This is a genomic window from Herminiimonas aquatilis (assembly GCF_042665175.1).
GTDB classification, from domain to species: domain Bacteria; phylum Pseudomonadota; class Gammaproteobacteria; order Burkholderiales; family Burkholderiaceae_D; genus Oxalicibacterium; species Oxalicibacterium aquatilis.
In genome coordinates, this window is record NZ_JBHTCC010000001.1 from 1797092 (window position 1) to 1817780 (window position 20689).

General features: G+C 51.4%; 26 protein-coding genes and 1 tRNA gene. 18 read left to right on the plus strand and 9 right to left on the minus strand.

Annotated elements, in window-relative coordinates:
- The first annotated feature begins 7 nt into the window (after nucleotides 1–7).
- The 10 genes from hisB (at nucleotide 8) to tatC (ending at nucleotide 5803) form a co-directional block, all read left to right on the plus strand.
- Complete coding sequence (hisB, locus tag ACFQO0_RS08340) at nucleotides 8–604, plus strand: imidazoleglycerol-phosphate dehydratase HisB (protein ID WP_382233570.1); 597 nt, start codon at nucleotides 8–10, stop codon at nucleotides 602–604.
- 53 nt (nucleotides 605–657) lie between these two features.
- Nucleotides 658–1296, plus strand: coding sequence for an imidazole glycerol phosphate synthase subunit HisH (gene hisH / locus ACFQO0_RS08345; RefSeq protein WP_382233572.1), 639 nt, complete (start codon nucleotides 658–660; stop codon nucleotides 1294–1296).
- Between the two features lie 50 nt (nucleotides 1297–1346).
- Nucleotides 1347–2132 carry a 1-(5-phosphoribosyl)-5-[(5-phosphoribosylamino)methylideneamino]imidazole-4-carboxamide isomerase gene (gene hisA, locus ACFQO0_RS08350; protein ID WP_382233574.1) on the plus strand — a complete coding sequence of 262 codons (786 nt, stop codon included), beginning with the start codon at nucleotides 1347–1349 and terminating at the stop codon, nucleotides 2130–2132.
- The gene (gene hisF, locus ACFQO0_RS08355) at nucleotides 2129–2893 is read left to right on the plus strand and encodes an imidazole glycerol phosphate synthase subunit HisF (RefSeq protein WP_382233576.1); all 765 of its coding nucleotides are present in this window, start codon (nucleotides 2129–2131) and stop codon (nucleotides 2891–2893) included. The genes hisA and hisF overlap by 4 nt, the downstream gene beginning before the upstream one ends.
- On the plus strand, nucleotides 2890–3294 hold the full coding sequence (hisI, locus tag ACFQO0_RS08360) for a phosphoribosyl-AMP cyclohydrolase (protein WP_382233578.1): 405 nt from the start codon (nucleotides 2890–2892) through the stop codon (nucleotides 3292–3294). The genes hisF and hisI overlap by 4 nt, the downstream gene beginning before the upstream one ends.
- A gap of 40 nt (nucleotides 3295–3334) precedes the next feature.
- Nucleotides 3335–3676, plus strand: coding sequence for a phosphoribosyl-ATP diphosphatase (locus ACFQO0_RS08365; protein ID WP_382233580.1), 342 nt, complete (start codon nucleotides 3335–3337; stop codon nucleotides 3674–3676).
- Nucleotides 3677–3728: 52 nt separating this feature from the next.
- Complete coding sequence (locus ACFQO0_RS08370) at nucleotides 3729–4103, plus strand: histidine triad nucleotide-binding protein (RefSeq protein WP_382233582.1); 375 nt, start codon at nucleotides 3729–3731, stop codon at nucleotides 4101–4103.
- Between the two features lie 47 nt (nucleotides 4104–4150).
- A complete protein-coding gene (gene tatA / locus ACFQO0_RS08375) occupies nucleotides 4151–4381 on the plus strand; it encodes a Sec-independent protein translocase subunit TatA (RefSeq protein ID WP_011872424.1) in 231 nt (76 codons plus the stop codon).
- 69 nt (nucleotides 4382–4450) lie between these two features.
- Nucleotides 4451–4951 carry a Sec-independent protein translocase protein TatB gene (tatB, locus tag ACFQO0_RS08380; RefSeq protein ID WP_382233584.1) on the plus strand — a complete coding sequence of 167 codons (501 nt, stop codon included), beginning with the start codon at nucleotides 4451–4453 and terminating at the stop codon, nucleotides 4949–4951.
- Between the two features lie 105 nt (nucleotides 4952–5056).
- A complete protein-coding gene (gene tatC, locus ACFQO0_RS08385; RefSeq protein WP_382233586.1) occupies nucleotides 5057–5803 on the plus strand; it encodes a twin-arginine translocase subunit TatC in 747 nt (248 codons plus the stop codon).
- A gap of 3 nt (nucleotides 5804–5806) precedes the next feature.
- Here tatC and ACFQO0_RS08390 read toward each other — a convergent pair whose 3' ends face one another.
- Nucleotides 5807–6472, minus strand: a complete 666-nt coding sequence (locus ACFQO0_RS08390) for a DUF2461 domain-containing protein (RefSeq protein WP_382233588.1) — start codon at nucleotides 6470–6472, stop codon at nucleotides 5807–5809.
- Nucleotides 6473–6495: 23 nt separating this feature from the next.
- Complete coding sequence (locus ACFQO0_RS08395) at nucleotides 6496–7671, minus strand: Do family serine endopeptidase (RefSeq protein WP_382233590.1); 1176 nt, start codon at nucleotides 7669–7671, stop codon at nucleotides 6496–6498.
- Between the two features lie 13 nt (nucleotides 7672–7684).
- On the opposite strand from ACFQO0_RS08395, the gene ACFQO0_RS08400 reads away from it, so the two are divergent.
- Together ACFQO0_RS08400 and ACFQO0_RS08405 are read left to right on the plus strand one after the other, a co-directional pair.
- Nucleotides 7685–8452, plus strand: a complete 768-nt coding sequence (locus tag ACFQO0_RS08400; protein WP_382233592.1) for a Nif3-like dinuclear metal center hexameric protein — start codon at nucleotides 7685–7687, stop codon at nucleotides 8450–8452.
- A gap of 160 nt (nucleotides 8453–8612) precedes the next feature.
- Nucleotides 8613–9338, plus strand: coding sequence for a response regulator (locus ACFQO0_RS08405; protein WP_382233594.1), 726 nt, complete (start codon nucleotides 8613–8615; stop codon nucleotides 9336–9338).
- A gap of 73 nt (nucleotides 9339–9411) precedes the next feature.
- On the opposite strand, the gene mscL is transcribed toward ACFQO0_RS08405, so the two are convergent.
- The gene (gene mscL, locus ACFQO0_RS08410) at nucleotides 9412–9828 is read right to left on the minus strand and encodes a large conductance mechanosensitive channel protein MscL (RefSeq protein ID WP_382233596.1); all 417 of its coding nucleotides are present in this window, start codon (nucleotides 9826–9828) and stop codon (nucleotides 9412–9414) included.
- Between the two features lie 273 nt (nucleotides 9829–10101).
- Here mscL and petA point away from each other — a divergent pair, with 273 nt between their 5' ends.
- The 6 genes from petA to ACFQO0_RS08440 all read left to right on the plus strand — a co-directional run bounded on the left by petA (nucleotide 10102) and on the right by ACFQO0_RS08440 (nucleotide 14328).
- Nucleotides 10102–10710 (plus strand): ubiquinol-cytochrome c reductase iron-sulfur subunit, encoded by a 609-nt coding sequence (gene petA, locus ACFQO0_RS08415; RefSeq protein WP_382233598.1) that lies wholly within the window; start codon nucleotides 10102–10104, stop codon nucleotides 10708–10710.
- A 2-nt stretch (nucleotides 10711–10712) separates the two neighbouring features.
- Entirely contained in the window at nucleotides 10713–12116 is a 1404-nt protein-coding gene (locus ACFQO0_RS08420) for a cytochrome b (RefSeq protein WP_382233600.1), read from the plus strand.
- Nucleotides 12117–12138: 22 nt separating this feature from the next.
- The gene (locus ACFQO0_RS08425; protein ID WP_382233602.1) at nucleotides 12139–12903 is read left to right on the plus strand and encodes a cytochrome c1; all 765 of its coding nucleotides are present in this window, start codon (nucleotides 12139–12141) and stop codon (nucleotides 12901–12903) included.
- 81 nt (nucleotides 12904–12984) lie between these two features.
- Nucleotides 12985–13596: a glutathione S-transferase N-terminal domain-containing protein gene (locus tag ACFQO0_RS08430; RefSeq protein WP_011872413.1), complete on the plus strand. Its 612-nt coding sequence runs from the start codon at nucleotides 12985–12987 to the stop codon at nucleotides 13594–13596.
- A gap of 119 nt (nucleotides 13597–13715) precedes the next feature.
- Nucleotides 13716–14225 (plus strand): ClpXP protease specificity-enhancing factor, encoded by a 510-nt coding sequence (locus ACFQO0_RS08435; RefSeq protein WP_382233605.1) that lies wholly within the window; start codon nucleotides 13716–13718, stop codon nucleotides 14223–14225.
- 27 nt (nucleotides 14226–14252) lie between these two features.
- Nucleotides 14253–14328: transfer RNA gene (locus tag ACFQO0_RS08440), tRNA-Thr, on the plus strand.
- A gap of 59 nt (nucleotides 14329–14387) precedes the next feature.
- On the opposite strand, the gene msrA is transcribed toward ACFQO0_RS08440, so the two are convergent.
- The 6 genes from msrA to ACFQO0_RS08470 form a co-directional block, all read right to left on the minus strand.
- Nucleotides 14388–15107 carry a peptide-methionine (S)-S-oxide reductase MsrA gene (msrA, locus tag ACFQO0_RS08445; protein ID WP_382233607.1) on the minus strand — a complete coding sequence of 240 codons (720 nt, stop codon included), beginning with the start codon at nucleotides 15105–15107 and terminating at the stop codon, nucleotides 14388–14390.
- A gap of 43 nt (nucleotides 15108–15150) precedes the next feature.
- A complete protein-coding gene (gene msrB, locus ACFQO0_RS08450) occupies nucleotides 15151–15765 on the minus strand; it encodes a peptide-methionine (R)-S-oxide reductase MsrB (RefSeq protein WP_382233609.1) in 615 nt (204 codons plus the stop codon).
- A 228-nt stretch (nucleotides 15766–15993) separates the two neighbouring features.
- The gene (locus ACFQO0_RS08455; protein ID WP_382233611.1) at nucleotides 15994–16617 is read right to left on the minus strand and encodes a UbiX family flavin prenyltransferase; all 624 of its coding nucleotides are present in this window, start codon (nucleotides 16615–16617) and stop codon (nucleotides 15994–15996) included.
- A gap of 1 nt (nucleotide 16618) precedes the next feature.
- On the minus strand, nucleotides 16619–16933 hold the full coding sequence (gene grxD / locus ACFQO0_RS08460) for a Grx4 family monothiol glutaredoxin (RefSeq protein ID WP_382233613.1): 315 nt from the start codon (nucleotides 16931–16933) through the stop codon (nucleotides 16619–16621).
- Between the two features lie 59 nt (nucleotides 16934–16992).
- Entirely contained in the window at nucleotides 16993–19344 is a 2352-nt protein-coding gene (locus tag ACFQO0_RS08465; RefSeq protein WP_382233615.1) for a Tex family protein, read from the minus strand.
- Between the two features lie 548 nt (nucleotides 19345–19892).
- Nucleotides 19893–20675: a DUF5677 domain-containing protein gene (locus tag ACFQO0_RS08470; protein ID WP_382233617.1), complete on the minus strand. Its 783-nt coding sequence runs from the start codon at nucleotides 20673–20675 to the stop codon at nucleotides 19893–19895.
- Between the last annotated feature and the right edge of the window lie 14 nt (nucleotides 20676–20689).

A 20689-nucleotide genomic window follows, 5' to 3' on the forward strand; every position in this document is an offset into this window, starting at 1 on the left:
CTCGAATATGTCTACGCCACGCACCGCAGAAATCACCCGCAATACCAATGAAACGCAAATCCGCGTTGCGATCAATATCGATGGTTCCGGCAAGCAAAAGCTGAATACCGGCGTGCCTTTCCTCGATCACATGCTGGATCAGATTGCGCGTCACGGCCTGATCGATCTGGATATTGAAGCCAAAGGTGATTTGCATATCGATGCGCATCATACGGTGGAAGACGTCGGCATCACGCTCGGCCAGGCTTTTGCCAAAGCGCTGGGCGATAAAAAAGGCATTCGTCGCTATGGCCATGCTTATGTGCCACTGGATGAAGCGCTGTCACGCGTCGTTATCGATTTCTCCGGCCGTCCAGGTTTGGAATTCCACGTGCCATTTACGCGCTCGATGATCGGTGCATTCGACGTCGATTTGACCAGCGAATTCTTTCATGGCTTCGTCAACCACGCGTTGGCGACCGTGCACATTGATAATCTACGAGGCGTTAACGCCCATCATCAGTGCGAAACTGTATTCAAGGCATTCGGCCGCGCATTGCGTATGGCGGCAGAGCTGGATCCGCGTTCCGCTGGCACGATTCCATCGACCAAAGGCAGCCTGTAAGCTGTTGTTGGCGAAAAAAAATGTTTCAATTCACTGAAATCTGAACCATCAGCATGAACAAAATAGTTGTAGTGGATTACGGAATGGGCAATTTGCGCTCGGTGGCGCAGGCCTTGCGTCAAGTCGCGCCGGAAGCGGATGTACGCATTTCCGGTGAGGTTGGCGACATTCGTTCCGCCGACCGCATCGTGTTGCCGGGACAGGGTGCGATCCCTGATTGCATGCGTTCGCTGCAGGAGTCAGGTTTGCAGGAGGCGGTGCTGGAAGCTGCTGCCAACAAGCCCTTGTTCGGCGTGTGTGTCGGTGAACAATTGATGTTTGACTGGAGCGAAGAGGGCAACACCAAAGGCTTGGGTCTTTTTCCAGGCAAGGTGGTCAAGTTCCGTTTCGACGGCCAGTTGCAGGAAGACGGTTCGCGCTTCAAGGTGCCACAAATGGGCTGGAACCGCGTGAATCAATCCTTGTCCCATCCCTTGTGGAACGGGATTGCTGACGACAGCTACTTTTATTTCGTGCATAGTTACTACGCAGTTCCGACGGAGCGCGCGCATATTGCAGGTGAAACGCCATATGGCGCCCTGTTTTGCAGCGCGATCGCCCGCGACAATATTTTTGCAACGCAATTTCATCCGGAAAAAAGCGCGAGCGCCGGTTTGCAACTGTACAAAAACTTTGTTCACTGGAAGCCGTAAGCATTCATCTGCAACTCTCATTTCTATAACTTAACTAACTCAACGTATCCATGCTGCTCATACCTGCCATCGATCTCAAAGACGGTCACTGCGTTCGCCTGAAACAAGGCGATATGGAACAAGCCACCGTATTCTCCGAAGACCCCGCCGATATGGCGCGACACTGGCTGGAACAAGGTGCACGCCGCCTGCATTTGGTCGATTTGAACGGCGCATTCGCCGGCAAGCCGAAGAATGAGCCGGCAGTCAAAGCTATCCTGCAAGCGGTACGCGAATACGCAGAAAAAAACGGCATTGAAGAAATCCCGGTCCAGCTCGGTGGCGGGATTCGTGATCTGGATACCATCGAGCGTTATCTCGATGACGGGTTGAGTTACATCATCATCGGTACCGCCGCCGTCAAGAACCCAGGCTTTTTGCATGATGCTTGCAGCGCCTTCCCGGGACAGATTATCGTCGGCCTGGATGCCAAGGATGGCAAGGTGGCAACCGATGGCTGGAGCAAATTGAGCGGCCACGAAGTGATCGACCTCGCGAAAAAATTTGAAGACTATGGTTGCGAATCGATCATCTATACCGACATCGGCCGTGACGGCATGATGGGTGGCGTGAATATCGAAGCGACCGTCAAGCTCGCGCAAAGCATGACGATTCCGGTGATCGCATCCGGCGGCGTGCACAATATCAAGGATGTTGAGTCCTTGTGCGCAGTGCAGGACGAAGGGATTGAAGGCGTGATCTGCGGTCGTTCGATTTACGAAGGCACGCTGGATCTGCGTTCGGCGCAGGATAGAGCTGACGAGTTGAGCGGTATCGAGCCGGAAGTAGACGAATGACTTTGGCAAAACGCATCATCCCTTGCCTCGACGTGACTGCTGGTCGTGTCGTCAAGGGCGTTAATTTTTTGGAATTGCGCGATGCCGGCGATCCGGTAGAAATTGCCAAACGTTACGATGACCAAGGGGCGGATGAACTGACCTTTCTCGACATCACGGCAACTTCCGATGGGCGCGATCTGATCCTCGACATCATCGAGGCGGTAGCTTCGCAGGTATTCATTCCACTTACGGTCGGCGGTGGCGTACGCGCAGTCGATGATGTACGGCGTTTGTTGAACGCCGGTGCCGACAAGGTTGGCATCAACAGTTCTGCGATCAGCAATCCGCAACTGGTATTCGATGCATCGCAAAAATATGGATCGCAATGCATAGTCGTCGCGATCGATGCGAAGAAAGCCTCGGATGGCCGTTGGGAAGTGTTCACGCATGGCGGCCGCAAGGCAACGGGACTGGATGCGATCGAATGGGCGAAGAAAATGGAAAGTCTGGGCGCAGGTGAAATTTTGCTAACCAGCATGGATAGAGACGGTACCAAGAGCGGTTTTGATTTGGAACTGACGCGCTCGGTGTCGGATGCCATCAGTATTCCCGTTATCGCTTCTGGCGGTGTCGGTGGCCTGCAGGATCTGGCCGATGGCGTGAAAATAGGGCGTGCAGATGCCGTGTTGGCAGCGAGCATTTTTCATTACGGTCAGCACACAGTGCAGGAAGCCAAGCGCTTCATGGCTGAACAAGGTATTGCGATGAGGTTGGTATGAGCGGCAGCGCAAAATGGTTGAACAAGGTGAAGTGGGATGAGCATGGTCTGGTCCCTGTCATCGCACAGGAAGCAGGCACTAACGATGTGTTGATGTTTGCCTGGATGAATCGCGAAGCACTGGAAAAAACCATCACTTCCGGGGAAGCAATCTACTGGAGCCGTTCGCGCAAGAAGTTGTGGCACAAAGGCGAAGAATCCGGTCACACGCAAAAAGTGCATGAAGTGCGCCTCGACTGCGATGAAGATGTGGTCTTGCTGAAAGTGGAGCAGGTGGGTGCGATTGCCTGCCACACCGGTCGCCACTCCTGCTTCTTCCAGAAGTTTGAAGGTGATGCAAAGGACGGCGACTGGCAAACGGTTGAGCCTGTGCTGAAAGACCCGACGACATTCTACAAATAAAGTTTTACAAATAAGCTTTTACAGACAAGGCAAACTCGTCATGAGTGAAACACTGAAACGTTTGGCCGATGTACTCGAGTCGCGCAAACCAGCCAATGGTGGTGACCCGGAAAAATCATATGTTGCCAAGCTGTTTGTTAAAGGCGACGACGCGATTTTGAAAAAAATCGGTGAAGAGGCGACCGAGCTCGTCATGGCAGCAAAAGATGCGCGGGTGGATGGTGATAAATCCCACGTATTGTACGAATGCGCCGACCTATGGTTTCATACGGCAGTGTTACTTGCGCAGTTTGATCTGAAGCCGCAAGATGTACTCAACGAACTGGCGCGTCGTGAAGGCATTTCCGGTATCGACGAGAAGATGAGCCGCAAAGCCGACTAGCAGGCATTGTATTTGCATGCAGTGATTTGATCATAGCCTCACGGAGATTCATTTGGATAATTGTATTTTTTGTAAAATTGCAGCCAAACAAATTCCTGCGCAGATTATTTATGAAGACGACGATTTGCTCGCATTCAACGATATCAATCCAGCCGCACCTATCCATTTCCTGATCATTCCCAAAAAGCATCTGGCTACTTTGGCAGATTGCACTGAGAGTGATATCGCTTTGTTGGGTAAAATATCGTTGCTTGCTCCCAAGTTGGCAAAAGAACTTGGTTGCGGCTATGGTGTGGATGCAAACGGTGCCCCGCAAGGCGGGTTTAAAACACTCTTCAATACCGGTCCCGATGGTGGTCAAGAGGTGTACCATCTGCATATGCATGTGATCGGTGGACCGCGCCCGTGGCGTCGTTCATTGGCGTAACGAACAATTCTGAATTCCGGACGGAGACGTCCTTCGAGGAGAAAACAATGGGTTCATTTAGTATCTGGCACTGGCTGATCGTACTGGTTATTGTTGCACTGGTTTTTGGTACCAAAAAAATCGGCAGCATGGGTACAGACGTCGGCAAGGCGGTCAAGGGATTCAAGGACGGCATGAAGGGTGAAGACGACAAGCCTGCAGCCCAGAATGCTGCGCCTTCGCAAGTTGCAGATAAAGGCACTGTTGATGTCGAAGTGAAAGAGAAGTCGAACAGCTGATGTCTTGCGCGTTCGCTACGACGGGTGTTGTAGCGTTGCGCGCAAACTATTCAGCCTATCGCCCATCCTATGATCGATATTGCCTTCTCCAAACTTGCGATCATTGGTGTTGCCGCACTGGTGTTCATCGGTCCGGAAAAACTGCCTAAAGTAGCGCGCATGGCCGGTACTCTATTCGGCCGTGCGCAACGCTATATCAATGATGTCAAATCTGAAGTAAGTCGCGAGATGGAGTTGGACGAGTTGCGCAAGATGCACAAGGATGTGCAGGATGCAGCTACCGATGTCGAGCGCAGCATTGCGCAAAATATGTCCGCCGCAGATAGCAGTTTGCATTCGGCCTGGGATGGCTCGGACACAGACATCAATCCCTTGATGGAGCCGCCGACTTTCGATCAATCGTCGGATAAATCAAAAAATTTCCGCAAGAAGAAACTCGCCGCGAGCTCAGCAGTGCCATCCTGGTACAAGCATCAAAGCGGGCAGAAATCACGCGTCATTTCCGGCGCAGCGCGCATGGCAAAGTTCCGTCCCGCGAGTGCACGCAAGTCGACAACTTTTTTCCATTGATAAGTGGTCGCATAAAAGATATTTTTGGCGGCTCCGATCTGACCTGGCTATTAAATTAGCTTTGGCGCTTGCAACGGCTGCAACACACTGAATGAAGAAAAACACATGATAGGTAATGAAGATTCGTTCATTTCGCATTTAGTCGAGTTGCGCAGTCGCTTGATGAAAGCGTCTATCGTCGTGCTTGTAATCTTCGTTTGCCTGATGCCGTGGGCTGGCACCATTTATGATTTTCTCGCGCGCCCAATGATGCTGGCGTTGCCGGAAGGCAGCAAGATGATCGCCACCGGTGTGATCACGCCATTTCTGATTCCTGTCAAGGTCACGATGCTGGTGGCCTTCATTCTGTCGCTGCCGTGGGTGCTGTATCAGTTGTGGGCCTTTGTCGCGCCAGGTTTGTATACGCATGAAAAAAAGCTGATCGCGCCACTGGTAGTGTCGTCGTCTGCCTTGTTCATGATCGGTGTCGCGTTTTGCTATTACTTTGTGTTCGGCGTGATTTTTCACTTTATCAATAACTTCGCGCCGAAATCGATTTCGGTGGCGCCGGATATCGATAGTTACTTCGGTTTCGTGATGACGATGTTCATCGCTTTCGGCTTGACGTTTGAAGTGCCGGTGATTGTGATTGTGCTGGTGCGCATGGGGCTGGTTTCTGTTGAAAAACTCAAACAGATACGTCCCTACGTAATCGTCGGGGCGTTTGTGATTGCAGCGATTGTGACGCCGCCTGATGTAATGAGCCAGCTGCTCCTGGCCATACCACTGTGTATCTTGTATGAGGTCGGCTTGCTGCTGGCGCCCTTGTTCGTGAAAATTACACAGGCTCCAAAAGAATCCGAATCGATTTGATCGTTAAGCCTGGCGTAACCAGGTAATCAGTGGATATGCGTCCTTGAAGTCGGAAGCCAAGGTTTTTTCCAGATTGGTTGAGACTTTTTTGACGTCGACTTCTTTCCACACGATGAAGCTTTTCAACTTGAGATATTCAAGATGGGGCATATCGGCGTCAAAGCCTTTGGGCGGGCGCATCAATTTGCCTTCCTGTTGCAACTCACCGTAAGTCTCTTTTAGCTTCTTGTTTTTCAGTAGCTTGGAAAATCCTGCCGCATCTTCCACCATATGTTGCCGAATCGCGCGCAAGCGTTCGGATGGCGGCATCCATTCGCCGCCTGCAATAAGCAGAGTGCCAGTTTGATCAATGTGGAAATAGTAAGTCGCGCCACCACCCTGGCTGGGCTTCTTCAAGCCGCTGGCATTGATCGCTGCTGAGAAATGCGTTTTGTACGGGATTTTTTCTTTCGAGAAACGCATGTCCCGGTTAATGCGGAATAACGCCTTCTTGGGATTGCAAGCGGCCACTGCCGGATCGAATTTGCTGATGTCCGCGATCAAGGCAGTCACCAACTCAAGGAACTCCGCGCGCAAAATATCGTAGCGGGGCTTGTTCATGACAAACCATGCCCGATTATTGTTTTCCGATAGTTCGGCGAGGAATTGCGTTAGGTCGCGTATGTGCATGACGTGCGTTGACTTTTGACTCTTTATTCGGCGGTACGCGGCGGCGCTTTCGGGCGCATACCGATCGTGATGTTCAGGGTGTTTTCCTGATTCCTGCGCATGACGACCATTTTGGCTTTCTTGCCAGGCGTCAGCTGGGCGATCTGATTCAGCATGTCTGCCATATCCGTCACGTCTTTATCTTCAACCGAAACCAGAATGTCACCAGGCTGCATGCCTGCCTTGTCGGCCGGGCCGCCTTTCAATACGCCGGCAATAATGGCGCCTTTGGTTTTTTTCAAGCCAAAACTTTCAGCCAGCTCTGGTGTGATGTCTTGCGGTTCGACGCCTATGTAGCCGCGTACCACCTGGCCATTCTTGATGATCGCATCCATTACCGATTTGGCGGTGGTAACCGGAATCGCGAAACCGATGCCGAGTGAGCCGCCGCTACGTGAATAGATCGCCGTATTGATGCCGAGTAGATTGCCGTTGGCATCGATCAATGCGCCGCCGGAATTGCCTGGATTGATGGCAGCATCGGTCTGAATAAAGTTTTCGAATGCATCCAGAATGCCGAGATGGTTGCGGCCCAGGGCAGAAATGATACCCATCGTGACTGTTTGACCGACACCGAAGGGGTTGCCGATGGCCAGTACCGCGTCGCCGACGCGCGCATCTTCTACATGACCGAGCGTGATGGCAGGCAGATTGTCGAGGTCAATCTTGACGACGGCGAGATCGGTCTCGGGATCGGACCCGACGACTTTCGCAATCGCCTTACGACCATCGGCCAGCGCGACTTCGATTTCATCTGCTGCTTCGACCACATGGTTGTTCGTCAGAATATAACCTTGTGCACTAACGATAACGCCGGAGCCGAGGCTGACTTGTTTTTCCTGCTGCTCGTCGAAACGGTCGCCAAAGAATTTCCGGAAGAATGGATCATCCAGAAATGGATTTTGCGAAGGCGCTGCGGTTTTGCTGGTGAAGATGTTGACGACCGATGGCATGGCCAGTTTGGCGGCATCGCGGAATGAGCCTTGTGTGGGGGCTGTATTCGGCGGTGCTTCCAGCATGGGTACCGAGGTCGCGCTAAGAATCTTTTGCGAGCCGCCGAATACGCCGCCTGCCCATTCGGGCTTCAAGGTCGTTACAATGAACAAAATCGCTAAACCGACAGTTACGGTTTGCGCAAACAACAGCCAGAGACGTCGCATAAGGGTAGGAAAAATGAGTCAGAAAACGATAGATAGAGATGATCTTGCCAAATATATGGCGAGAACGCTTGATATTACTCGTTTTCGAGATTTTTGCCCAAACGGCTTGCAGGTTGAGGGACGTAAAGAGATTAAAACACTGGTGACAGGGGTCACCGCCAGCCAAGCCTTGCTCGAAGCGGCGATTCAAAAAGGGGCTGATGCAATTTTGGTGCATCACGGCTATTTCTGGCGCGGGGAAGATGCACGCGTGATAGGACAAAAGCATAAGCGTCTTAAAATATTATTGGCGAATGATGTGAATTTATTTGCTTATCATTTGCCGCTCGATATGCATGTTGAGTTTGGCAATAATGCGCAACTTGCACACCGCCTCGGCTTGCGCGCCGAATCGCGGTTTGGTGAGGATGATCTGGGTTGGTTGGGTGTCATGGCGGATGCGTCAATTTCAACAGTCGCTGATCTGGCGCAGCAGGTTGAACGTCAACTGGGACGACGACCGTTGGTAATCGGTGATCCGGCGCAAAAATTGGGGCCGGTCGCTTGGTGTACCGGCGCCGCGCAAAGCTTGCTGGGTGATGCAATTGCGGCCGGTGCCAATGTGTATTTAAGCGGCGAAATTTCGGAACCGACTGTGCACCTGGCGCGTGAGAGTGGCGTAGCCTATCTTGCATGCGGGCATCACGCCACCGAGCGTTACGGTGTGCAGGCATTGGGCGAGCATTTGGCGGCGCAGTTCGGGATCGCCCATCATTTCCTCGATATAGATAATCCAGTGTAATTCCAGTGTAATTTTATCGATGGGATTGTTGGCTCGATCATTGATGGTTTTCAATCCGATTCGTCCTACAAATGTGTAAATTGCTATGGTATAACTAGCAATTCAAAAATAGACAGAGCGCGCAACGTATGCGTGCCAGAGACAGGGATATCGATCAATCATGTCGCAACCTATAACGGATACACCTGCCAAACCCATTACTGTTTTGCTGGTCGAAGACGACGCACTAACGCGACGCACCTTATGTCTGGGCATAGAGAAAGAGCCTGCGTTCAAGCTACTGGATGCGCTCGATAGCGTGAAGGCCGCATTGAGCTGGCTGCTGCTTCAGCCGGTCGATGTTTTGCTGGTTGACTTGGGTTTGCCGGATGGATCGGGGATAGATATCATCCGTTTCTGCGCGCAACGTTACCCTGATTGCAACATCATGGTCATCACAACATCAAGTGACCAAGATAGCGTGGTCGATAGCATAGAGGCCGGTGCCTCCGGCTATATATTAAAAGATGCCGGACCGATTGATATTGGTCGTTCTTTGCTGGAGTTGCATACCGGCGGCTCGCCGATCAGTCCGACAATTGCCCGCAAGTTGTTGGCGCGCATGCGCGACGACAAAAAAGAGAACGATACTTTGCCTGAGCAAGCGGACCGCGAAACCGGTGCGCAGGTGTTTTTGACCAAGCGCGAGGCGGCTATTCTCGATCTGATCGCGCGTGGCGATAGCTACGGTGAAGTGGCCCGAGAATTGACTTTGTCAGTTGGTACCGTACAAACGCACATCAAGAATATTTATGACAAATTGTCCGTGCATTCACGCGGCGAAGCAGTGTATGAGGCAAATCGTCGCGGCCTGCTGCAGATGGATCAACTCAAGTCCAGGCGCTGATGCGACCTGTTGGTACCATCCCGTATTTTTGTGTTTATACAAATAAAAAAAGCCGCCAGATTTGGCGGCTTTTTTATTTTGTTTTCAGTGAATCGCGAATTTCGCGCAGCAGTACGATATCTTCCGGTGTTGCTGGCGCTTCTACAGGCGGTTCATTTCGTTTCAATTTACTCAGGATGCGCACCATTTGAAAAATGATGAATGCAAGAATCAGGAAGTTGATCAAAATCGTGATGAAGTTCCCGTATGCGAAAACAGCGCCCAATTTTTGCGCTTCCACCAAGGGCAGGCTGGGATCCTGATTATTCAATGGTAAGTAATAGTTTGCGAAATCCAGTCCGCCAAAAATCTTGCCTACGATGGGCATGATGATATCCTTGACCGCGGAATCAACTATCTTGCCGAAAGCCCCGCCGATAATGACGGCAACGGCCAGATCAACTACATTTCCTTTTATTGCAAAAGCTTTAAATTCCTGCATCATGCCCATGGCAATTCTCCGTTGACGTGTTTATAAAAGTGCAATGCGCTAGCGTATGCTAGATTTGGAGGAGTTAAAGGTCAAATTAAATTTCCGCTATTTCAAGCAAATCCGATGGATAATGCGTCGCAAATAAGTAAATAGAACAACAGAATTATTAGAAAAGCTGAGCAAAATTGGCTTTGAGACATCGATTCTCTTCAAAACGGACGTTGCCTTCGATATAATCAAAGGTTGCTAGAAGTTTCGTACAGATTTCGCATTTTGACGATTGGGGTTGGTATGAGTAACGAAAAGCAGGTCGACTCCGGTCGACGTGGCTTGCTCGTCGCTACGTGCGCGGCAGGCGGTGTGGCAGGGTTGGCTGCAACAGGCGTTTTAGTATCTACATTTCAGCCTTCGGAACGTGCGAAAGCTGCTGGTGCACCTGTAGAGGTGGATATCGCCAGTTTGATGCCTGGCGAGATGAAAACGGTGGAGTGGCGCGGTAAGCCGGTCTGGATACTGAAACGTTCACCCGAAATGCTGGCCGGTATCAAGCAGGTCGACGGTGAAGTGGCGGATCCAAACTCGGAACGCAAGCCGGATGAATTGACTCCTGAGTATGCACGCAATGAATACCGTTCTATCAAACCGGAAATTCTGGTTGCCGTCGGTATTTGTACCCATCTGGGCTGCTCGCCTGTAACCCGCTTCCAGACTGGCGCGCAACCATCGTTGCCGGATGACTGGCACGGCGGTTTCTTGTGCCCATGCCACGGTTCAACCTTCGATCTGGCAGGTCGTGTATTCAAAAACAAGCCTGCGCCAGATAATCTCGAAGTGCCGCGTCACATGTTTGTGGGCGACTCCAAACTGGTCATCGGTAAAGACGAGAAAGGCGAGGCATAATCATGGCTTTCCACGAAAAACAACTTCCTGCCGATGCGCCTATCGCGGACAAGGCATTGAACTGGGTCGACGCACGTTTCCCGCTGTCGTCGACTTATAAAGCGCATCTGTCCGAGTACTACGCACCAAAAAATTTCAACTTCCTTTACGTCTTTGGTTCGCTGGCGCTGTTAGTGCTGGTGATCCAGATCGTGACCGGTATTTTCCTCGTCATGCATTACAAACCGGACGCCGCTCTGGCTTTCGCTTCGGTTGAGTACATCATGCGCGATGTGCCTTGGGGTTGGTTGGTGCGCTACATGCATTCGACTGGTGCTTCGGCGTTTTTCGTGGTGGTCTATATACACATGCTGCGCGGCCTGTTGTACGGCTCGTATCGCAAACCGCGCGAACTGGTCTGGCTGTTTGGCGTCGGCATTTTCCTGTGCCTGATGGCTGAAGCATTCTTTGGCTACCTGCTGCCTTGGGGGCAAATGTCGTACTGGGGCGCGCAAGTTATTGTCAACTTGTTCGGTGCCATCCCTTTCATCGGCCCTGATCTGTCCTTGTGGATCCGCGGCGATTATGTGGTGTCGGATGCCACATTGAATCGTTTCTTTGCGTTCCACGTGATCGCGATTCCATTGGTATTGATCGGTCTGGTTGTTGCCCACATCGTTGCTTTGCACGAAGTAGGTTCGAACAATCCGGATGGTGTTGAGATCAAGGAAAAACTGGACGAAAAAGGTGTCCCGCTCGACGGCATTCCTTTCCATCCTTACTATTCGGTACACGATATTTTCATCGTATCGATTTTCCTGTTCGTGTTCACCAGTGTGGTTTTCTTCGCGCCGGAAATGGGTGGCTACTTCCTCGAGTACAACAACTTTGTGCCAGCGGATCCGCTTAAAACGCCGCCACATATTGCGCCTGTCTGGTACTTCACGCCGTTCTATTCGATTCTGCGTGCGGTAACTTCAGACTTCATGGTGTGGCTGGCCGCAGGTGTAGCCGCTTACGTCGCACTGATCATTCTGAAAACCCGCCTGGCGACCAAGTTCAAAGCTGCCGCCGCAGTTGGTGGTCTGGTTGTCGTTGCACTGATGTTTGTTCTGGATGCGAAATTCTGGGGCGTAGTGCTGATGGGCGTATCCGTGATGATCATGTTCGGTTTGCCATGGTTTGATGTGTCGCCGGTTAAATCGATACGCTATCGTCCAAGCTGGCACAAATACATTTATATCGTTTTCGGCATTATGTTCGTCGTCCTCGGTTATCTTGGCGTGCAAGCTCCTACCCCGATCGGTACTGCAGTTTCGCAGATCGGGACCTTCATCTACTTCGGTTTTTTCTTGCTGATGCCGTGGTGGAGTGCGATGGGAACATTCAAGCCTGTGCCGGATCGTGTTGTTTTCCATCCGCACTAAGCCGCAAAGGAATAAAAGAATCATGAACATGATGAAAAAACTGATTGCGACACTGCTACTTTTGCCAGGCTTGGCATTGGCTGCGGAAGGCGGATTTCCACTGGACAAAGCACCTGACCATACCAAGGATCTGGCTGCTTTGCAGAATGGCGCCCGCCTTTTTGTAAACTACTGCTTGAGCTGCCATTCGGCATCGGCTTTGCGTTACAACAAGCTGCAAGACATTGGCCTGTCTGAAGAGCAAATCAAGAACAATCTGCTGTTCACGTCAGACAAGGTCGGCAGCATGATGACCATTGCGATGACTCCGAAAGATGCGAAGGAATGGTTTGGCGCAGCACCACCGGATTTGTCGGTGATCGCTCGTGCAAAAGCATCCAGCGCAGGTTCGGGACCGGACTGGCTCTACACTTATCTGCGTACCTACTACAAGGACGATACGCGCGCGACTGGCTGGAATAACCTTACTTTCCCGAGTGTGGCGATGCCGCACGTGTTGTGGGAGCTGCAAGGCATACGCGAAGCCAAGTTCGTGGATGAAAAAGATCCGCATGATGCAAGCAAGGTGATCCATAAATTTGCCGGTTTCGAGCAAGTTACACCTGGCAAGCTGACTGCACTTGAATACGATAAATCAGTGGCTGATCTGGTGTCTTTCATGACCTGGATGGCCGAGCCTGCACAAAATACCCGCAAACGCCTGGGCGCTTGGGTATTGATGTTCCTGGGTGTGTTTATCGTAATCACCTGGCGCTTGAACGCTTCCTACTGGAAAGATATCAAGTAATTTTTTGCCCGTAACCTGCGGGCATTTGTTTTGGGGTGAGCCGCCTGCGTCTCACCCCTTTGTTTCTAAGGAACTATAAAAATGATGGTTCTCTATTCGGGCACGACTTGCCCATTTTCCCAACGCTGCCGTCTGGTCCTGTTTGAAAAAGGCATGGACTTTGAAGTACGCGATGTGGATCTGTTTAACAAGCCAGAAGATATCTCGACCATGAACCCATACGGCCAAGTGCCGATTCTGGTCGAGCGCGATTTGATCCTGTATGAATCGAATATCATCAATGAATACATTGATGAGCGTTTTCCGCATCCACAATTGATGCCGGCTGACCCATTGATGCGCGCACGTGCGCGCCTGATGTTGTTCAATTTCGAAAAAGAATTGTTCATCCACGTCCATGTATTGGAAAACGACAAAGGTCGCAGCGGTGAAAAAGCGCAGGAAAAAGCACGCAATGAAATCCGCGATCGCCTGACCACGCTGGCTCCCTTGTTCCTGAAGAACAAATACATGCTGGGCGATGAGTTCTCGATGCTGGATGTCGCGATCGCTCCATTGCTGTGGCGTCTGGATCATTACGGTATCGAATTGTCGAAAACCGCTGCACCTTTGATGAAATACGCAGAGCGCATCTTCTCGCGTCCTGCCTACATCGAAGCGCTGACCCCTTCTGAAAAGGTCATGCGTCGTTAAAATTTGCGTCATGCATCAAAATCGTTGAGTGAAAACGGATGGTTCATCTTGTGTTTCATTCAACGACATTGTTTTGATTTCATGGCACACTTTTTACATGCGTTGCATCGATAGGCATCATGTCTGAAACTTCTACCAAACCTTACCTGTTGCGTGCCATTTACGAATGGTGCACTGACAACGGCTATACCCCGTATCTGGCTGCAGTAGTCGACGCGAGTACGCGGGTACCCATGGAATTCGTCAAGAATGGCGAGATCGTGCTCAACATCAGTTTTAGCGCGACCAGTGGCTTGAAGATGGAAAACGATTTGATACGCTTCAGCGCGCGTTTTGGCGGTGTCTCGCGCGACATTTCGGTTCCTGTCGATAATGTCGTTGCCATCTACGCGCGTGAAAACGGGCAGGGCATGGCATTTGAAGCAGGCAGCAAGTCGGATGCGGCGCAGGCTGCGGACGAGCAGCCAGAGGATATTTCCGGTCAACCGGCGCAGTCTTCATCAGGTCCCTCATTGACTTCGGTGCCTATGGCACAGAAGCCAAGCGAGATAAATACGGGCGATGATGCGAATGATGTGCCGGATCCACCAAAAAAAGGTGGAAGACCTACACTTACTCGTATTAAATAGCGTAAAATACGCGCTGCGAAAAGTTTAGCCGACTTAGCTCATTTGGTAGAGCAGTTGATTTGTAATCATCAGGTGGCCAGTTCGAAACCGGCAGTCGGCACCAAATAAAAACCCTCTGTAACGTCAGTTACAGAGGGTTTTTTCTTGCCTGTTCCCGATGACTTATCTGGCGGGTGTTGCCTTGTTCAAGGCCACAGGCTCATCTATGTAGGCCGCAGGAAAAATGCGTTTCAGGTTGCTGATTTTCGGCAGATCGTTATAGACGATGTAGGGATGGCGCGGATTCCGCTGCAGAAAATTCTGGTGATAGGCTTCCGCTGGATAAAACTGCGTGAGCGGTACTACCTGCGTAACGATCTTGCGCTTGAATGCGCGCGCCTGATCCAATTGCGCCACATAGGTTTCCGTCAATTTCTTTTGCGTCTCGTCGCCATAAAAAACTGCAGAACGATACTGCGGCCCGGTATCCGGGCCCTGACGATTCAGTTGCGTAGGATCGTGTGCAACAGAGAAGAATATTTGGAGGAGTTCTCCATACGATACTTCTGCCGGGTCGTAGGTGACCTGCACGGCCTCGGCATGGCCGGTACGTCCGCGACTGACTAAATTATAGGTGGCGTCATCCTTGGTGCCGCCCGCATAGCCTGACATCACATTGCGTACACCGCGCACATGTTCAAACACACCTTCCACGCCCCAAAAGCATCCCCCTGCGAAAATGGCGGTTTGCAATGCGCCCTTGGCTTTCTGATTATCCAGCGCAGGCGCGGCGATGATTACGGGAGCTTCGGCCGCCTGGATAATAGGGGAAACAAAACCGCCCAGTGTGAGCAGGGATAGGAAAGTGACTTTGGTAATGACTTTGCTATTGCGTGCATTCATTGAATACTCCTGAACATTCATTGCAAGAAAATCGGTAGGCAGCTTATCCGCGCGGTACAAAATTCAGTGACACGGAATTCATGCAGTAACGTAGACCGGTAGGTTTTGGGCCATCATTAAAAACATGTCCCAGATGCGCGTCACACAGTGCGCAGGAAATTTCATCGCGTTGCATGCCGAAGCTTCGATCTGAACTCTTGCTCACATTTAATGCTGAGATCGGCTGCCAGAAGCTAGGCCAGCCAGTGCCGGATTCAAACTTGGTTTTTGAATCGAACAAAGCGTTAGCGCAGCAAATGCAGCGATACAAGCCGTCACCATGACTCTTCGCATACTCGCCGCTGAATGCCCGTTCAGTGCCGTCTCTGCGCGCGACCTTGAACGCTTGCACCGACAGCTGCTTGCTCCATTGCTCATCGGTCTTGATGACTTTTGGGATCGTCACAACTTTTTCACTCTTGCCAGCTGCTGAAAAAATTTCTATCGATACATCGCTAGTCTTGGTGGCAGATTCTTTTGTCGCATTTGCGGCAACAACCTCGCGTGAAAAGATGCCGCTGAACAAAGCCGCGATGCCACCTTTCAATAAAGTGCGGCGCGAGCTGCTTTCGTCATTGGGCTTGTCAGTTGTGCTGATGCTAGGTCTATCTTTGATCATCGTGTCTCCTGGATAAAGCTGGCGAAAAATTCGCGCTCGTATGGGTATATACGTTCCACGAGCATCTGTGGATTCGCTTACACCAGTTATTTCGTCGTGCAGGGGAAAAGGTTACAGAGAAACAAAGATAAGGATGCAGGGATGTAAAGCCGGCAATGCAGATAAGCAACGACGCTTGATGCGCAAAAGATAGAAGTGCTGAAACTTGCCCGCAGGCGACAGTTAAATTTATTCGGATTTCATACCCGACCAGCGCGGCGTCAATGCGTGCTGTATCTCGAATAAATCGAGTACGCGGCCAACCGTGTGATCGACCATTTCTGCTATCGATGCAGGGCGGTGATAAAAACCGGGGAGAGGTGGAAATATGATGCCGCCCATTTCGGTAACAGCAGTCATATTGCGCAGATGCGCCAGATTGAATGGGGTTTCACGCACCATCAAGACCAGACGGCGACGCTCTTTTAAAACCACATCGGCGGCGCGCGTGAGCAGATTGTCGGACAAGCCGTGAGCAACAGCGGCTAGCGTTTTCATCGAGCAGGGCGCGATGATCATGCCATCTGATTGGAAAGAGCCGCTGGCGATCGATGCGCCTACGTTGCGCACGTTATGCACAACATCTGCCAGCACTTCGACATCCTTGCGCTTCATGTCTAGTTCTTGATGGAGGTTCAGCAGGCCCGCTTCAGAAATCAGCAGATGCGTTTCCACATCTGCATGATCGCGCAGCACTTGCAACAGGCGCACGCCATAGATAACACCGGTAGCACCGGTGATCGCGATGATTAATCGCAACCGGCGCGGTGCTTGCGGCTGCGCTAATGAGAGTGCGTCAGCAGACGCCGTCACATTAAGCTTTCAACAAAGTTTGCAGTTCGCCCGACGCGAACATTTCGTTCATGATGTCGGAGCCGCCGATGAATTCACCGTTGACATACAACTGAGGAACGGTAGGCCATTGGGAGTAATCCTTGATGCCTTGGCGAACTTCTGCATCGTCCAAGACATTGACGGTGATCAGATCAGTTACGCCGCTTTCTTTCAGCAATGCAATCGCTTTGCCTGAGAAGCCGCATTGTGGAAATTGGGCTGTGCCCTTCATGAATAAAACGACTGGATTTTGGGTTACGGTTTCTTTGATCCAGGATTGTACGTCGTCGCTCATTACTGCCTCGCTGTGTAAGTTAATGCGTCATTATAAGAAAAACCGGGCGCTTCTGCTGCTTATCCCTTGAGTTTGGCAAAAGCCGCTGCCATCGCGCTACTACCGGACTCCGCCTGCCGTCCTTGTTGGTTCTGATGCTGAGACAGGCGCTTGCTGTCATTTCGATCTGCGCGTTGCTCAGGCTTGCTGCCAGCCACTGGTGCGGCATCGGATAAACGCATTGTCAAAGCGATACGTTTACGTTTCTCGTCCACTTCCAGAACTTTGACTTTCACCACCTGACCCGCTTTGACTACCGTGTGAGGATCTTTGACAAAAGTGTTCGACAGCGCGGAAATATGAACCAGTCCATCCTGATGCACGCCAATATCGACGAAGGCGCCAAAGGCAGCAACGTTAGTCACCACGCCTTCCAGAATCATGTCAGGACGTAAATCGCGTATCTCTTCCACGCCATCCTTGAAAGTCGCTGTGGTGAACTCTGGACGCGGATCGCGACCTGGTTTTTCCAGCTCTTTCAAAATATCGGTAATCGTCGGCACGCCAAACTTCTCATCCGCATATTTGGCCGGATTCAAGGACTTCAATGTCTTTTCATCACCAATGATGCTTTTTACATCGCGCTTGATGTCGGTCAGAATTTTTTCAACCAGCGGATACGATTCAGGATGCACGGCAGACGCGTCTAGCGGATTGTCGCTGACCATCACGCGCAAGAAGCCTGCAGCTTGCTCAAAGGTCTTGTCGCCCAGGCGCGGCACTGCGCGCAAATCTGCTCGCGAGGCAAACATGCCCTTCATGTCGCGATAACTGACGATGCTTTGCGCCACGCTATTGTTCAAGCCCGATACGCGCGCCAGCAACGGTGCGGATGCAGTATTGACGTCCACGCCGACGGCATTCACGCAATCCTCAACGACGGCGTCCAGCGAACGCGCCAACTGGGTTTGGCCGACGTCATGTTGATACTGGCCGACGCCGATTGATTTAGGGTCGATCTTCACCAATTCTGCCAAGGGATCTTGCAAGCGACGCGCGATGGATACGGCACCGCGTATCGAGACATCCATATCCGGCAATTCGCGCGAGGCAAATTCCGATGCGGAATACACCGATGCGCCAGCTTCCGACACAACGATCTTAGTCAGCTTCAATTCAGGACGCAGCTTGATCAAGTCTTGCGCCAGCTTGTCGGTCTCACGCGAGGCGGTGCCGTTGCCGATAGAGATCAATGCGACTTTGTGTTTCTCTGCCAATTGCGACAGCGTGTGCAAAGTGCCTTCCCAATCATTGCGCGGTTGATGCGGATACACCGTCGCGGTATCGACCACTTTGCCGGTCGCATCGACTACCGCAACCTTGACACCGGTACGCAAGCCTGGATCTAGGCCCATGGTTGCGCGTGGGCCGGCTGGTGCGGCCAATAAAAGTGCTTTTAGATTCAATGCAAAAACATGGATCGCTTCGACTTCTGCTTTCTCACGCAAGTTGGTCATCAACTCGGTTTCCAGATGCATGAAAGTCTTGACGCGCCAGGTCCAGCGCACGGTATCAGCCAGCCATTTATCGGCAGCACGATTTTTATTACTGATGCCGAAGCGCGCTGCAATGCGGCCTTCGCATGGATTGTGCGGCGCATCCCATTTTGGTTTTTCTTCTTCGGTGTCGAGACGCAGATTCACGTTCAACATTTCTTCGCGACGACCGCGGAACAGGGCGAGTGCGCGATGCGAAGGAATGGTGCCTATCGTTTCCGAGTAATCAAAATAATCGGCGAATTTTTCACCGGCATCCTGTTTGCCTTCGACCACTTTGGATTCGACGATGCCGTGTTCAGTCAGGTATTCGCGCAAGCTTTGCAGTAGCGTTGCATCTTCAGCAAAGCGCTCCATCAAAATCTGCCGCGCACCATCGAGTGCGGCTTTGGTATCGACTACACCAGGATTGTCTATGCCATCAACTGTGAATGCCGGTTTCAGATATTTTGCCGCTTCTTCTTCCGGATTCAGCGTTGGATCGGCCAGCAGTGCATCGGCTAATTCTGTCAGCCCGGCTTCGACCGCGATCTGTGCTTTGGTGCGACGTTTTTGCTTGTACGGCAAATACAAATCTTCCAAGCGCGTTTTGTCTTCAGCATGCGTGATGGCGTCGAACAAGGCCGGCGTCATCTTGTTTTGTTCTTCGATGGATGCGATGACTGCTGCGCGTCGGTCTTCCAGTTCGCGCAAATAGCGCAGGCGCTCTTCCAGCAAGCGCAGCTGGATGTCATCCAGGCCGCCGGTTGCTTCTTTGCGGTAACGGGAAATAAAAGGCACGGTCGCGCCTTCATCCAGCAAGGCGATTGCCGCAGCAACTTGTACGGGTTTGGCCGCGAGTTCGACGGCGAGACGTTGTTCTATGGAAGGCAGCATGAATATTGATTAATGAGTGTAGCGAGCGCTAGATGATACGCAATTCAGACGATTGCGCCAGTCTTGACAGAGGTGAAAACTCGGGAGACGAAATACAGTTTATTGAGGGATGTTTCTTGTTGTTACGTTTATGGTAACTACGGATGCGTTTTCTTCGATGAGCCTCAGTTGCCGGGGGTAGCCCGGCGGCTAGTTACCTTTTTTGCTTCGCCAAAAAAGGTAACCCAAAAAAGGCGACCGCAAGCCGCTGCCCTTCGGGTTCCCGTTTGTACAAATCAAAAAATGGGAAGCGAACGAAACTCGCCTGCGGCTCAGACAACGTTCACTTCTTTATCCATTTTCTGCTCCGCACAAACGGCAGCGTCACAGCGGAAGAGCGACTAGTTCGACTCGCCTTGTCAATGCCGGCTCAAACCTATGATGCAATTGAAATGAGCGGGGTGAAATGGTAAGAAGCTAGCGTGCTGACGTTGGATGTGAGGGGCGGCAGCGCAAAGGCTGCTGAAGAAGCATGCCACTTCGGTTCCGCAGTCCTCTTGATCTAAGGGTTAGTCAGTAAGCACCTTAGCAAGAGCGTGCAACCTAGATTCGTATTGTTCGAAAACGAGTTTGTCGACGGAGGGGAATATCTCCGCCAACTCAAAGACTGCCTTGATCTGGATTTCTATGGCTACAAGCCATGCTACCTCTTGATTTTGTGTGTCTGGCTCGTTCTGCATTTCGATAAGAAAGTTGTCGGCGTCCTTTACCATGTGGCGCTCTAGATCGATTGCCGCTCCATGGGCGGACCAACTCAGCGTCATGTATAAGCTGCGATACCAGTCTTCGTATCCGCCAGCCTCCGCAAGCTCAAAAGTTGAAATTGACTTTGATTCATCATTCAAGAACTCTTCCAGCTTACCGCTATCCTGCTGTTCTGCGGCAATAGTCTTCAGATCAGGATGCTGCCACAGCGTGATGTTTTTTGCTGCCCGTCGTTGTTCTGCTTTATGGGCTTCAATGAGGCGATCTACAAGTTCCGGTTTGGTAGCGATCGCGCCCAACGAAAACAATGCTTCGAGTGCACTGCGCAGAACACAATTAGCTTGAGCAACAAGGCCATGTTCAAGCAGTATCACTGCAGCTTGCGAGGAAGACAGAATCCGCGCGAACAACACAGCCCCAAACAATTCCCTGGGCTCTTCAGAATAGATTGTGATTTGATGTTGTAGCTCCACAGCTATGATGTTTACTTCGTGAAGAAGCGCATGCCATGACTTATGGTTGAGACGAACTTGGTGTCTCACCTCATCGAATGGCTCCGACAAAAATCCTCGCTCAAAACTGTGCATGGCTCATCTCTTAT

Coding starts and splice junctions, on each gene's coding strand:
- hisB (WP_382233570.1), top strand. CDS start 8: ATGTCTACGCCACGCACCGCAGAAATCACCCGCAATACCAATGAAACG.
- hisH (WP_382233572.1), top strand. CDS start 658: ATGAACAAAATAGTTGTAGTGGATTACGGAATGGGCAATTTGCGCTCG.
- hisA (WP_382233574.1), top strand. CDS start 1,347: ATGCTGCTCATACCTGCCATCGATCTCAAAGACGGTCACTGCGTTCGC.
- hisF (WP_382233576.1), top strand. CDS start 2,129: ATGACTTTGGCAAAACGCATCATCCCTTGCCTCGACGTGACTGCTGGT.
- hisI (WP_382233578.1), top strand. CDS start 2,890: ATGAGCGGCAGCGCAAAATGGTTGAACAAGGTGAAGTGGGATGAGCAT.
- ACFQO0_RS08365 (WP_382233580.1), top strand. CDS start 3,335: ATGAGTGAAACACTGAAACGTTTGGCCGATGTACTCGAGTCGCGCAAA.
- tatA (WP_011872424.1), top strand. CDS start 4,151: ATGGGTTCATTTAGTATCTGGCACTGGCTGATCGTACTGGTTATTGTT.
- tatB (WP_382233584.1), top strand. CDS start 4,451: ATGATCGATATTGCCTTCTCCAAACTTGCGATCATTGGTGTTGCCGCA.
- tatC (WP_382233586.1), top strand. CDS start 5,057: ATGATAGGTAATGAAGATTCGTTCATTTCGCATTTAGTCGAGTTGCGC.
- ACFQO0_RS08390 (WP_382233588.1), bottom strand. CDS start 6,472: ATGCACATACGCGACCTAACGCAATTCCTCGCCGAACTATCGGAAAAC.
- ACFQO0_RS08395 (WP_382233590.1), bottom strand. CDS start 7,671: ATGCGACGTCTCTGGCTGTTGTTTGCGCAAACCGTAACTGTCGGTTTA.
- ACFQO0_RS08400 (WP_382233592.1), top strand. CDS start 7,685: ATGAGTCAGAAAACGATAGATAGAGATGATCTTGCCAAATATATGGCG.
- ACFQO0_RS08405 (WP_382233594.1), top strand. CDS start 8,613: ATGTCGCAACCTATAACGGATACACCTGCCAAACCCATTACTGTTTTG.
- mscL (WP_382233596.1), bottom strand. CDS start 9,828: ATGGGCATGATGCAGGAATTTAAAGCTTTTGCAATAAAAGGAAATGTA.
- petA (WP_382233598.1), top strand. CDS start 10,102: ATGAGTAACGAAAAGCAGGTCGACTCCGGTCGACGTGGCTTGCTCGTC.
- ACFQO0_RS08420 (WP_382233600.1), top strand. CDS start 10,713: ATGGCTTTCCACGAAAAACAACTTCCTGCCGATGCGCCTATCGCGGAC.
- ACFQO0_RS08425 (WP_382233602.1), top strand. CDS start 12,139: ATGAACATGATGAAAAAACTGATTGCGACACTGCTACTTTTGCCAGGC.
- ACFQO0_RS08430 (WP_011872413.1), top strand. CDS start 12,985: ATGATGGTTCTCTATTCGGGCACGACTTGCCCATTTTCCCAACGCTGC.
- ACFQO0_RS08435 (WP_382233605.1), top strand. CDS start 13,716: ATGTCTGAAACTTCTACCAAACCTTACCTGTTGCGTGCCATTTACGAA.
- msrA (WP_382233607.1), bottom strand. CDS start 15,107: ATGAATGCACGCAATAGCAAAGTCATTACCAAAGTCACTTTCCTATCC.
- msrB (WP_382233609.1), bottom strand. CDS start 15,765: ATGATCAAAGATAGACCTAGCATCAGCACAACTGACAAGCCCAATGAC.
- grxD (WP_382233613.1), bottom strand. CDS start 16,933: ATGAGCGACGACGTACAATCCTGGATCAAAGAAACCGTAACCCAAAAT.
- ACFQO0_RS08465 (WP_382233615.1), bottom strand. CDS start 19,344: ATGCTGCCTTCCATAGAACAACGTCTCGCCGTCGAACTCGCGGCCAAA.
- ACFQO0_RS08470 (WP_382233617.1), bottom strand. CDS start 20,675: ATGCACAGTTTTGAGCGAGGATTTTTGTCGGAGCCATTCGATGAGGTG.